The organism is Streptomyces sp. DSM 120436 (genome assembly GCF_055778765.1).
Genome location: NZ_JBSKBS010000001.1, coordinates 2,709,631 through 2,721,482, shown reverse-complemented (window position 1 = coordinate 2,721,482; position 11,852 = coordinate 2,709,631). Strand labels below are relative to the sequence as shown.

General features: G+C 71.1%; 12 protein-coding genes and 1 pseudogene. 4 read left to right on the top strand and 9 right to left on the bottom strand.

Going from position 1 to position 11,852, the window contains the following annotated elements:
- Positions 1-150 precede the first annotated feature (150 nt).
- The 4 genes from ACWH4W_RS12615 to ACWH4W_RS12600 form a co-directional block, all read right to left on the bottom strand.
- Positions 151-1,509: a hypothetical protein gene (locus ACWH4W_RS12615; RefSeq protein ID WP_473075831.1), complete on the bottom strand. Its 1,359-nt coding sequence runs from the start codon at positions 1,507-1,509 to the stop codon at positions 151-153.
- Entirely contained in the window at positions 1,499-2,062 is a 564-nt protein-coding gene (locus ACWH4W_RS12610; protein ID WP_365421521.1) for a DUF6114 domain-containing protein, read from the bottom strand. The genes ACWH4W_RS12615 and ACWH4W_RS12610 overlap by 11 nt, the downstream gene beginning before the upstream one ends.
- A gap of 107 nt (positions 2,063-2,169) precedes the next feature.
- Positions 2,170-2,814 (bottom strand): DUF6230 family protein, encoded by a 645-nt coding sequence (locus ACWH4W_RS12605; RefSeq protein ID WP_106412378.1) that lies wholly within the window; start codon positions 2,812-2,814, stop codon positions 2,170-2,172.
- A 659-nt stretch (positions 2,815-3,473) separates the two neighbouring features.
- Positions 3,474-4,448: a tetratricopeptide repeat protein gene (locus ACWH4W_RS12600; RefSeq protein WP_473075830.1), complete on the bottom strand. Its 975-nt coding sequence runs from the start codon at positions 4,446-4,448 to the stop codon at positions 3,474-3,476.
- A gap of 237 nt (positions 4,449-4,685) precedes the next feature.
- On the opposite strand from ACWH4W_RS12600, the gene ACWH4W_RS12595 reads away from it, so the two are divergent.
- The 3 genes and pseudogenes from ACWH4W_RS12595 (at position 4,686) to ACWH4W_RS12585 (ending at position 7,344) form a co-directional block, all read left to right on the top strand.
- The gene (locus tag ACWH4W_RS12595; RefSeq protein ID WP_473075829.1) at positions 4,686-5,321 is read left to right on the top strand and encodes a TetR/AcrR family transcriptional regulator; all 636 of its coding nucleotides are present in this window, start codon (positions 4,686-4,688) and stop codon (positions 5,319-5,321) included.
- 72 nt (positions 5,322-5,393) lie between these two features.
- Positions 5,394-5,588: pseudogene (locus tag ACWH4W_RS12590) on the top strand (VOC family protein); the annotation flags it as partial.
- Between the two features lie 403 nt (positions 5,589-5,991).
- Positions 5,992-7,344, top strand: coding sequence for a WD40 repeat domain-containing protein (locus tag ACWH4W_RS12585; RefSeq protein ID WP_473075828.1), 1,353 nt, complete (start codon positions 5,992-5,994; stop codon positions 7,342-7,344).
- Between the two features lie 188 nt (positions 7,345-7,532).
- Here the strand turns inward: ACWH4W_RS12585 and ACWH4W_RS12580 are convergent, their stop codons facing one another.
- From ACWH4W_RS12580 to ACWH4W_RS12560, 5 genes are all read right to left on the bottom strand, one after another.
- Positions 7,533-9,233, bottom strand: coding sequence for a coenzyme B12-dependent isobutyryl-CoA mutase large subunit (locus ACWH4W_RS12580; protein WP_473075827.1), 1,701 nt, complete (start codon positions 9,231-9,233; stop codon positions 7,533-7,535).
- A gap of 84 nt (positions 9,234-9,317) precedes the next feature.
- Complete coding sequence (locus ACWH4W_RS12575) at positions 9,318-9,656, bottom strand: DUF3817 domain-containing protein (protein WP_473075826.1); 339 nt, start codon at positions 9,654-9,656, stop codon at positions 9,318-9,320.
- 89 nt (positions 9,657-9,745) lie between these two features.
- On the bottom strand, positions 9,746-10,255 hold the full coding sequence (locus tag ACWH4W_RS12570; protein WP_391662895.1) for a MarR family winged helix-turn-helix transcriptional regulator: 510 nt from the start codon (positions 10,253-10,255) through the stop codon (positions 9,746-9,748).
- Between the two features lie 94 nt (positions 10,256-10,349).
- Positions 10,350-10,643 carry an MTH1187 family thiamine-binding protein gene (locus tag ACWH4W_RS12565; RefSeq protein ID WP_366252925.1) on the bottom strand — a complete coding sequence of 98 codons (294 nt, stop codon included), beginning with the start codon at positions 10,641-10,643 and terminating at the stop codon, positions 10,350-10,352.
- On the bottom strand, positions 10,640-10,984 hold the full coding sequence (locus tag ACWH4W_RS12560) for a DUF3817 domain-containing protein (RefSeq protein ID WP_366252926.1): 345 nt from the start codon (positions 10,982-10,984) through the stop codon (positions 10,640-10,642). The genes ACWH4W_RS12565 and ACWH4W_RS12560 overlap by 4 nt, the downstream gene beginning before the upstream one ends.
- A gap of 235 nt (positions 10,985-11,219) precedes the next feature.
- Between ACWH4W_RS12560 and ACWH4W_RS12555 the strand changes: the two genes are divergently transcribed.
- Complete coding sequence (locus ACWH4W_RS12555) at positions 11,220-11,852, top strand: AIM24 family protein (RefSeq protein WP_473077483.1); 633 nt, start codon at positions 11,220-11,222, stop codon at positions 11,850-11,852.

Sequence of the window (11,852 nt, the reverse complement as noted above, 5' to 3'; positions counted from 1 at the left end):
TGGGGAACCCTTGACTCGATTTCAGGTTCGATTTGCGCCATGCATGCCACCATGCGCTCGAAAAAAATGTGCCCCACCGCGCCGGTGCGCGGTGGGGCACATTCCTTCCCGGCTCCCGGAAGGAACACGGCGAGGCGACGGTTCAGTCGCTCACGCCGTCCCGTCGGTAGTGAACTGGTGCAGTCCGGGCACGTGCAGGGTTCCGCCGAACTGGCCGGCCTGCTGGACCGTGACCTTGGTGAAGTAGATCAGCGGGATGTTCAGCGGCGGCGGGTTCTCCGGGTTGAACGTCACCGGGATCAGGCCCAGCAGGTTGCCGGAGATGCTCTCGGTGTACATCACGGTGTCGCCGTCGCGGATGGTCGACGTGGAGCCCTTGGCGGCCTGGACGTGGTACGTCTTGCCGCTCTGCTCGTCCTTGACCGTCTGGTGCAGGTCGCCGATGTCGGTGCCGTCGGAGATGACGTACTTCAGCACCTTCTTCGTCTTGCCGCCGGCGGTGCGGACCTCGACGATGCCCTTGTAGTCGGCGCCCTTCAGCAGCAGCGAGCTGGCGTTCAGGAACCACGGCTCGTCGGGAAGCGGGACGTTGTTGTCGACCCCGCCCTCGGCGTCGGTGGCGACCGGGCAGTCCTCCAGGTCCATCCCGGACGACTCGGAGGGGCTGGGCGAGGCGGTGGCCCCGGGCTCCTCGGTCCCTTCCGCCGCGGGCTCCTTCGCCGCAGGCTCCTCGGGCTGCTCCGTGATCTCCTCCGCCGCCTCGCCGGCCTTCTCATCGGTGTCCCCGGCGGTCTCGGCGGCCTTCTCCGCGGGCTCCCGGACGATCTCCTCGCCCTTGTCGTCCGTCTCCTCGGCGGGGGCGGACGACGACGCGGGGGCGGACGGGCCGGGGCTCGGCGTCTCCTCGTCCTTCTTGTCGCCGGGTGTGAAGACGTCCTTGACGGCGTCCCCGATCTGCTCCAGCAGGTTCCGGTCGGTCTCCGACGGGGACGGGGCGGGCTCGGCCTCCGCCGCCTGTCCGCCCGCGGTCGCGGAGGGCGTGGGCGCGGGGGCGGCCTCGTCGTCGGAACCTGAATCCGGCGAAGAGTCCGAGCCCTTGTCCGCGTCCTTGTCCGCGTCCTTGTCCGGGGCCTGTTGGACGGGGGCCGAGGCGGACGGGTCCGCCGAGGGCTCCTCGTCGTCCTCGGAGGCGCCCTCGCTCGCGGTGGCGGACGGGGTGGGCGACGCGCTCGCATCCCCCTTCTCCGCCTGCTCGATGGCCTCCAGGCACTCCTTGAACTCGTCCGCCGTGAGACTCCTCGACGACGGCTGGTCGTCGGCCTGGGCGAGCGTCGGCGTGAAGCCCATCCCCATCAGTACCGCGGTCGGCATCGCCGCGATGGCTATCGCCTTCCCCGCGGGCATGTGGAACCTGGTGAACAACGGCTTCTTGGGCGCCGCGTGACGCGGCCCGGTTCTCTCACGGGACGGCTCCACATCAGCCCCGCGGGTCGCCTCGTCAGCCGGCACTGTGCCTCCCGTTCGCCCCGTTCGCCGGGCTCGTTCCTGACAGATCGTTCGGTTCGTCCGCCCCGTCCCGCGGTTCGGGGAGCGTGCCGCCGGGCACCGCGTCCGCCTCCGGGGCCGCGCCCCCGTCCTCACCCGCCCCAGCCGCCTGCGGCTCGGGCGGAACGCCCGGCGCCCACGACACGGCCATCGCTCCGCCTATGAGGGCGAAGAGGAAACCGATGAGGAAGCCGCCGAAGTTGGACACCGGGAGGGAGACCAGTCCCAGCAGGATGGCCGCGACGCCGGCGAAGACGCGGATGTGCTGCTGGACCCACAGGCTGACGCCCAGGACGACCAACAGCGCCCCGATGATCAGGGAGCCGGCACCCGCAGTCGTGGACATGGCCAGCGTCAGATGACCGATCTGGAGGTTCGCGTACGGGAAGTACATGATCGGAAAGCCTGCGAACAGGACGAACAGGCCCGCCCAGAACGGTCGCGATCCCCGCCAGGCCCGGAACTGCAGCCTCCGGCGGGTGAACTGGCCGGAGGCGGCAGATGTCTCGGCGCTCATGGAAAACAGCTCCCTGGTGCGGCGTTGCTGTGGTGATGATGGGGCCGCGCCCGGAGGACGGGCCGGGCGGGCGGGGAGCCGGTGGCGCCCCGCCCGCCAAGGAGTGCTTAGTAGCACTCCTTGTTCTTCGTGGACAGCGACATCTTCAGGCCGCTGAGCTTGAAGGTTCCGGCGGTGGTCGCCCACGCCGTCTGCTTCACGTCGGTGAGCAGCGCCGTGTCCGCCTGCTGAGCGAAGCCGAACGGGTTCGCCTCCTCCTTGCCGCCCTTCATGCCAGGGCCCTTGTTGGCGTCCTTGGCCGCAACACCGATGTCGATGCCCCCGAAGGTGGCGTCCGCCTCGAGGTTGGCGACATCGATGTAGAGGTTCTCGGCCTTGACCTGCCTGTCCTTGTCGGAGCTGTCACCCGCCGTCAGCCGCAGCGTGACGGAGCCGAGCACCGGGATGTTCGGCGTGACGACCGACTGGCACATCTTCTGGATCGTGGCGTCCTTGAACGCCGAGACGGCCACCGGGTGGGTCGCCTTACCGCCGGTGAGGGTGTAGCCCTCGGTGAGCGCGCCGTACTGCGAGAAGCCCTTGCCCTCCAGCTTCTGCGCCGTCACCTTGAACGACTGGCCCGACACGCTGAACGACGCCGCGAGGGCGCCCTGCGCCAGGCTGATGCCCACCGCCGCCGTGGCGGCCACGCTGGGCACCATGACCACGGCGAACCGCTTCCATCTGGTCCCGCCACGCACCTGGGACTCCATATTTCCTCCTTCTCGGACGTACATCTCCTGTCCTGGCTCACCGCCTTGACCGGCGGCCGAGTCGGGCAGGGATGGGAGAAGTGCTACGTCCTCGGGAAGGGGAGCGCCCGCATTCCGCGGCGCGGGTGACGCGCCCGGATTCGCCGGCGACCACCCCCGAGCGACAACCACTGGTCGCGCCTGACACGCATCACGCACAACCCTGCTGGACAGGCTTCGCCGGATGGACGAAGACCCCCCTGTCCAAGGAGCGACGTCACTGCCGACGCTCCTGCTCGGTGGGGACCCAGGGGTTCCCGCGGCCCGACCGGCTGTCGGGTGTACGGGCAAGGGACCGAGCGTCGCCGATCGTGGTGCATTCTCGCCGCCCGCACAAGGGGGTTCGTTACTGGCTAGTAACGGCCGGGTCACCGCGACGCGACCCGCCGGGCCCGATCGGCGACGCTGGGTGCACCGGCGGGGGTGGACAAAACTGTTGATCAGTGGACAGAAGCCGACAGGCCAACTCCCGCGACTTACTCGCAGTAACAGCGGCCGCGCTTACCAAGATTTGGTAAAGCGCGGCCGCTTCAGCCTCTGCCGGCGAGGCGGCACCTCGGGCCCCGTTCGTCGCCATAACGGGCGAAAGAGGCTACAACGGGCGCCCGGGTGCGGGTGGTTCAGAACAGGGCGCGGGCCAGGGCCCGGCGCGCGGTCACCACGCTGGGGTGGTCGGCGCCCACCACGTCGAACAGCTCCAGCAGCCGCACGCGCACGGCCTCGCGCTCGTCGCCCGCCGTGCGGGCCACCGTGTCGACCAGCCGGCCGAAGGCGTCGGCGACGTGGCCGCCCGCCATGTCCAGGTCGGCGGCGGCGATCTGGGCCTGCGCGTCGCCCGGCTTCTCGGCGGCGTCCTTGCGCACCTGCTGCGGGTCCATGTCCCGCACCCGGCGCAGCAGTTCGGCCTGGGCCAGGCCCAGCGTGGCCTCGGGGTGGGCCGGATCCTCGGCGAGCACGTTCTGGTAGGCCCGCACCGCGCCGTCCAGGTCGTCGGCGTCCAGCGCGCGGGCGGCGGCCTCGAGGAGGGAGTCGTAGGGGCCGGCGGGGGCCTCGTCGGCCGCCGCGCCGCCGCCCGGCTCGGCCTCGGGGTCGACGGTCAGCCCGGTCAGGCCGAAGCGCTCCTCGGCGACCTGCACGAGCTGGTCCAGGGTCTGGCGGATCTGCGCCTCGCCCGCGGCGCCCTGGAAGAGCGGCAGGGCCTGGCCGGCCACCACCGCGAAGACGGCGGGGATGCCCTGGATGCCGAACTGCTGCATCAGCATCTGGTTGGCGTCGACGTCGATCTTGGCGAGGAGGAAACGGCCGTTGTACTCGACGGCGAGCCGCTCCAGGACGGGGCTCAGCTGCTTGCAGGGCTCGCACCACTCGGCCCAGAAGTCGATGACGACCGGGACCTCGGTGGAGCGCTGCAGGACGTCGCTCTCGAATCCGGCCTCGTCGACGTCGATGACGAGATCGGCGGGCGAGACGGCGCCCGTGCCGCCCCTCCGGGCCGCTTCGGCGCGCGCCTGCTCCGCCTTCGCCTTGGCCTCCTGGGCCGCCTTCACCGCGGCGAGGTCGACGACTCCGCTCATGGACATGTTCCGTGGCTGCATGCGCCTATCCTCCCCCGTACTCCGCGTGAGTGTGAAAAGCCCCCGGGAAACCCAGGCGTACGTGTGGTGCGGGTGCGCCGGGTCCCCACCCGGCGCGGTGGTCGTCGCTCGGGCACGCCGGTCACGCGTGCTTTCGCTACGGGTCGTAGCGTAATGCCGGCCGGGGTCCGCTGAACAGGGTGCTCCGGTGATCTCCCTCACGCACCGACGTACGGGGTCCGCCGTTATCGTCGTGCCATGCAGAGCCGCACCCCAGCCGGTCGCACCGGGCGTCCGCGCAGCGTCGCGGCCGACGCCGCGATCCTCGCCGCGACCCGGCAGGCGCTGGTGGACCTGGGGTGGTCCAAGCTCACGCTCTCGGACGTCGCGGTGCGCGCGGGGGTGGCCAAGACGACGTTGTACCGGCGCTGGGCGGGCAAGAACGAACTCGTCGTGGACGCCGTCGCGGAGCTCTTCGACGAACTGACCCTGCCCGACCGCGGCTCGCTGGCCGCCGACATCGAGGGCGTGGTGCTCCAGTTCGCCGCGATCCTGGACCGTCCGGAGGCGCGCAGCGGGCTGATGGCGGTGGTCGCCGAGGCCACCCGTGACGAGGCGCTGCGCGAGCGGATCCGCGCCTCGATCGTGGACCGGCAGAAGCGTCTCGTCCTCGCCGGCCGGGCGCAGGCGCAGGCGCGGGGCGAACTGCCGCCGGAGTCCGACGCGCGGGAGGCGGAGCGCACGGTCGACCTGATCTTCGACATGGTGGCCGGCGCGGTGGTGCACCGCACCCTGGTGAGCGCGGAACCGGCCGACGAGGAGTGGGTGCACGGCTTCACCCGGGTCCTGCTGTCGGGCCTCACCTCCGCAGCGACAGCCGACCGCCCGGCGTAGTCAAAACGTGACAGGAGACGCCCCTTTCCCGTCGGTAAGATCATTTCATCCCTTCTTGCCCGCGAGAAATTCAAGAACCAGGTGCACCTCGACGTGCGGGCCGGTACCGGGCTCGTGGGTGAGGAGCGCCTCGCCACGCTCGAGGCCGAGTGCGCACGACTGGTCGCGCTCGGCGCGGTACACGAGCGAACGCTGTACGCCGGCGAGGACAACGAGTCGTGCATCGTGATGCGGGACATCGAGGGCAACGAGTTCTGTCTCGACTGAGCGTCTCCCGGGACGAGGTGGGGAGCCGTCTCCCCTGCCGCGGTGCCCCGGCCGGCGGGCCGCGCCCCAGGGGGCGGAGGCCGGCCGGGTGACCCGCTCGCCGCTCATCGGCACCGGTCACGGGTTCCGTACCGCCCCGCCGTGCGGGGCGGTCACTGCGGCACACGCGGAACCGGTCGGGAACACGCGTCGAGCCGCAGCTACGGAGTCCCGAGTTCCTGGCTCCGCGCCGCAGAATCCCGACGGCGCCGCGCGCCTCCCTCTCCGGTCGTCCCACCGGTGTGCCGCCGTGATTCGAGGGACTCCGCGCCGCAGAATCCTGGCGGGCGGCGCCCTACGCCGTCCCCTCCGGTCGTCCAACCGGTGTGCCGCCGTGACTCATGGGACACAGAAGGGCACCACCTTGCGCATACTCAGACGGGCGCTGGGCACCACGCTCACCGCAGCCCTCGGTTCGCTGCTGCTGACCGTTCCGGGAGCCGCCCCGGCGTCCGCGGCGGATGCCGTGCCGCTGCCGATGTACTCCCTCGCCGACATGGAGGTCGACGGGAGCAACCGGCAGGTCTTCCTCAGCATGCCCGCGGGGGTGGACGGCCGGGTCGTGGTGACGGACTACGACGGCGGGAACAGCACCTGGCTGGACGGCCTGCCGGGCGCCGGCGGGCTGGCCCTCTCACCCGACTCCCGGACCCTCTACGTGGCCGCGCGGGACATCGACACCATCGTCGCGTACGACACCGCGACACTGACGGAGACCGCACGGTACTTCGTGGGCGAGGACACCGCCCCGTGGAGCCTGGCTTTCGCGGGCGGGAAGCTGTGGTTCGGATACGGCGACACCGGGGGTCTCGGGTCGGTCGACGTGTCCGGTGCCGAGCCGGTGGTCGAGCTCGGTCTGGACGGTTCACTGGACTGGGGGGCGGATCTCGTCGCCTCTCCCGCCGACTCCGACGTACTGGTGGCCGGCACGGGCAACCCCAACGTCAACACCCTCACGGTGTACGACGTGGGCAGCGGATCACCCGAGGTGACCGCCCGACGGGTCTTCTCCGGGACGGAGATGAACGGTCTGCGGGACCTGGACGTGACACCCGACGGCCGGAGCGTCGTCGTGGCCGCCCTCACATCGCCCGGCTACCAGACCTTCCGCCTCGACGACCTCTCGGACCAGGGAACCCCCGCGGCTTCGCCCTCTCCCCTGGCCGTCGCCGTCGCACCCGACGGCACGGTGGCCGGAGGAACCTCCAACAACAGCGTCGACGTGCCGGACCTGTCCTTCTACGCGCCGGGCGCTCCCGCTCCACTGACCACGGTCGAGCTGGGCGGTGACACCGAGAGGCTGGTGGACGGGGGACTGGCCTGGGCGCCGGACGGGAGCCGGGTCTTCGCCGTGACGCAGCAGCCCCGCGTCATCGGACTCCGGTTCCACGCGCGGCAGGTCGCCACCACCGTGCAGACCACCCTTGCCCTCGAGGCGCCCCCGACCAGCAGGAGGTACCGGGAACTGACCGTCACCGGAACCCTGGCTCCGGCCGCCGGCTTCGCTCCCGGCGCCACCGTCGCGGTGACGCGCTACGACGCCGCCGCTCCGGAAGGCACCTCGCTGGGCACCGTCACCGTGTCGGCCGACGGCACCTTCACCGTGACCGACACGCCGAGCAGGACCGGTCAGGTGAGGTACGGCGTGACGTACGCCGGTGACCCCTGGCACACCGCGGCCTCCGCCGAGGTGACCGTGGAGATCACCCGCCGCTGACCCGGCCTCAGGCACGGAGGTCGCCGTGGCCCGGATCAGGACCGCGGACCACGGCGACCTCCCTTCCGCGCGGTCTCGGAGCCGGCCACCGGCTCCGAGACCGCGCGGAACACCTCCGACCAGCGGCACGACGGCGGGGGCGGCCGCGTCGGCGGCTCCCCCGCCGTCGTGACGGAGTGGCGTCGGGTCTAGAACCCGGCGGGCTCCGTGTAGACGCCCCACTCGTCGCGCAGGGCGTCGCAGATCTCGCCCAGCGTCGCCTCGGCGCGTACGGCGTCGAGCATCGGCTCGATCATGTTGGCGCCGGAGCGGGCCGCCTCGACCATGGCGTCGAGCGCGCCGCGCACCTTCGCGTCGTCGCGTCCGGCCTTGCGCTCGCCCAGCAGCCGGACCTGCTCGCGCTCCACCTCGTGGCTGACCCGCAGGATCTCCAGGTCGCCGGTGACGGAGCCGGTGTGGACGTTGACGCCGACGACCTTCTTGTCGCCCTTCTCCAGCGACTGCTGGTAGCGGAAGGCCGACTCGGCGATCTCGCCGGTGAACCAGCCGTCCTCGATGCCGCGCAGGATGCCGGAGGTGATCGGCCCGATGGGGTGCCTGCCGTCCGGGTGGGCCCGCAGGCCCCGCTCCTTGATCTGCTCGAAGATCTTCTCCGCGTCCGCCTCGATGCGGTCGGTGAGCTGCTCGACGTACCAGGAACCGCCCAGCGGGTCGGCGACGTTGGCGACGCCGGTCTCCTCCATCAGCACCTGCTGGGTGCGCAGGGCGATCTCGGCGGCCTGCTCGCTGGGCAGCGCGAGGGTCTCGTCGAGGGCGTTGGTGTGCAGGGAGTTCGTCCCGCCGAGCACCGCCGCCAGCGCCTCGACGGCGGTGCGGACGACGTTGTTGTACGGCTGCTGCGCGGTGAGCGAGACGCCGGCGGTCTGGGTGTGGAACCGCAGCCACTGCGCCTTCTCGCTCTTCGCGCCGTAGACGTCCCGCATCCAGCGCGCCCAGATGCGGCGCGCGGCGCGGAACTTGGCGATCTCCTCGAAGAAGTCGACGTGCGCGTCGAAGAAGAAGGACAGGCCCGGCGCGAAGACGTCGACGTCCAGCCCGCGGCTGAGCCCCAGCTCGACGTACCCGAAGCCGTCGGCGAGCGTGTACGCCAGCTCCTGCGCGGCCGTGGCCCCGGCCTCGCGGATGTGGTAGCCGGAGACCGACAGCGGCTTGTACGCGGGGATGCGCGCGCTGGTGTACTCCATCAGGTCGCCGATGAGGCGCAGATGGGGCTCCGGCTGGAAGAGCCACTCCTTCTGCGCGATGTACTCCTTGAAGATGTCCGTCTGCAGCGTGCCGTTGAGCACGCCCGGGTCGACGCCCTGGCGCTCGGCGGCGACGAGGTACATGCAGAAGACGGGCACGGCGGGCCCGCTGATGGTCATCGACGTGGTGACGTCGCCGAGGGGGATGTCCTTGAACAGGACCTCCATGTCGGCCGCCGAGTCGATGGCCACCCCGCAGTGGCCGACCTCGCCCAGCGAGCGGGGGTCGTCGGAGTCGCGGCCCATGAGCGTCGGCATGTCGAAGGCGACGGACAGGCCGCCTCCGCCGTTGCCGAGGATCATCTTGTAGCGCTCGTTGGTCTGCTCGGCGTTCCCGAACCCGGCGAACTGCCGGATGGTCCACGTCCGCCCCCGGTAGCCGGTCGGGTACAGCCCGCGGGTGAACGGGTACTCCCCCGGCCAGCCGATCCGCTCGAACCCGTCGTAGCGGTCCCCGGGCCGCGGTCCGTACACCGGCTCCACGGGGTCGCCGGAGAGCGTGGTGAAATCCGCGTCGCGCTTGCGCGCGGCGTCGTACCGGGCCTGCCAGCGACGGCGGCCCTCCTCGATGGCGTCAGCGTCCATACCCTCGAATTTACTAGGACGTCCAAGTAAATGTCGATGGCAGACCGCCGTACGCTCGTCCGTACGGCGGTGCGACGCGGGGCGTCAGGCCTGGGCGGCCTCGGGGGTCCCGTCCTCGACGGAGCCCGCCAGCTCGCGGCTGATCCCGCGCTCGACGAAGAACGCGGCGGTGGGGACGGTGCCGGCGAGCAGCACCCAGAGCTGCTTCTTGACCGGCCACTTCGCCTTGGAACCGAGGTCGAAGGCGAAGATCAGGTAGACGACGTAGAGCCAGCCGTGCGCGATGCTGACCACCTGGGTGAAGTCGGCCGCGCCGCCCATGTCGAGCACGTACTTGCCGATCATGCCCAGCGTCAGCGCGACGAGGAGGACACCGGTGACGTAGGCCATGACCCGGTAGCGGGTCAGCACGCTCTTCTTCATGCCGTCGAGCCTAACGGGCCGCTCCCCGGGCTCCGGGGCCGGGTCGCGTGCCCCTCGTCACCCCGCACGGCGGTGCACGGGCCCCGGGGTCACCCCTCCTGGAAGTCGCCCGCCGCCAGGCGGAGGGGGCGGAGGATGGCGAAGAGCTCGGCGCACTCCTCCGCGTCGTAGGCGCTCAGGCCGAAGTCCATCGCCATCAGGTCGCGGGTCGCCGACTCGACCACCTCACGGCCCTTGTCGGTGATGGACGCGAGCGTGCCGCGGCCGTCGTTGGGGTTGGGGCGCTTGGCCACCAGCCCCGACCTCACCAGCCGGTCCACGGTGTTCGTCACCGACGTCGGATGCACCATCAGCCGCTCGCCGATCTTCGACATCGGCAGTTCGCCGGACTGGGAGAAGGTCAGCAGGACCAGCGCCTCGTACCGCGCGAACGTGAGCCCGTAGGGCTTGACCACCGCGTCGACCTCGGACAGCAGGATCTGGTGGGCCCGCATGATCGAGGTGATCGCGGCCATCGACGGCACGTTTCCCCAGCGCTGCTTCCAGAGCTCGTCGGCGCGGGCGATGGGATCGAACGAGAGACTGAGCGGCTTCGGCACGGACCAGACCCTACCGGCGGGTCAGGTGCCGGTCAGCCCTGTCTCGCCCTTCGGTCCGGCGAGGCGGACGGCGGGACAGGGCGACCGGCACGCGTCAGCCGGCCAGATGCCGTTCGACGGTCTCCACCTTGGACGTCAGCCCGTCCGCCACGCCCGGGCGGATGTCCGCCTTGAGGACCAGCGAGACGCGCGGCGCACGCGCCTCCACGGCGGCCACGGCGCGCTTCACCACGTCCATGACCTCGTCCCACTCCCCCTCGACCGAGGTGAACATCGCGTCGGTGCGGTTCGGCAGCCCGGACTCGCGGACCACCCGGACGGCGTCGGCGACGTACTCCCCCACGTCCTCGCCGACGCCCAGCGGCGTCACGGAGAAGGCGACGATCACGCGTTCACGACCCCTTCCTTGCGGGCGCGGCCGGCGATCACCGCGTCCTCGGTCTCGCGCTTGAGCCGCCGCTCGGCGAAGAAGCCGCCGAGCGGCAGGACCGACATGACGAAGTAGTACGCCGCGGTGCCCAGCGGCCACTTCGCCCGGTTCCAGGCGTCGGCCCAGAAGATCGCGTAGAGGACGAAGAGGAAGCCGTGGACCGCGCCCATGACCGGCACGGCGTTGAACTCGGTGGTCCGCTTCAGGACCGAGCAGACGAGCAGCAGCAGGAACGAGATCGCTTCGGGGCCCGAGACCAGGCGGAGGCGTCGGAGTGCGGAGGCGGTCTTGATGTCCACGGGTCACCTTCGGGTGGGAGAGACGTCGGTGTCGATGGTGCGGTTGGCTTGTGAACGCGCGCACAAGCGCGTCCATTGTGACAAACCCGGTGAGTGATCACCGCAGGGGGTCGGGGACGGGCCCGTGGGGGCCGGGGTGCGTCCGTGCGGGTCGGATGAGGGCCGGATCAGGGTGCGGTCCCCCCTTCGGGGCCTGTCGGCGGGGTCCGGCGGCGGTTACCGTCGCAGCGTGGCGATGTTCCGACTTCAGAGCAGCAAGGTGCTCGCCGTCGACATGACCGGGGACGCCGTGAAGGCGAAGAACGGCTCCATGGTCGCGTACGACGGGCAGATGGCCTTCAAGAAGCTCACGGGTGGCGGCGAGGGCATCCGGGGGATGGTGACCCGGCGGCTCACGGGCGAGCAGATGACGCTCATGGAGGTGAAGGGCCACGGCACCTGCTTCTTCGCCGACCGCGCCTCCGAGATCAACCTGGTGGCCCTGACCGGGGAGAAGCTGTACGTCGAGTCCAGCAACCTGCTGGCGACCGACGGCGGCCTGCGCACGGGCACCGCCTTCACCGGCCTGCGCGGCGCCTCCCAGGGCAACGGACTGTTCACGACCACCGTCGAGGGGCACGGCCAGGCCGCGATCATGTCGGACGGCCCCGCCGTGCTGCTGCGGGTCAGCCCGCAGTACCCGCTGACGGTCGATCCGGGCGCGTACGTCGCGCACCGGGGCAGCCTGCGGCAGTCGTTCCAGTCGGGCGTGACCTTCCGCACGCTGATGGGCGAGGGCGGCGGCGAGGCCTTCCAGATCCGCTTCGAGGGCGACGGGGTGGTCTACGTCCAGCCCAGTGAGCGCAACACGATCGCGGGGGACGTCTGA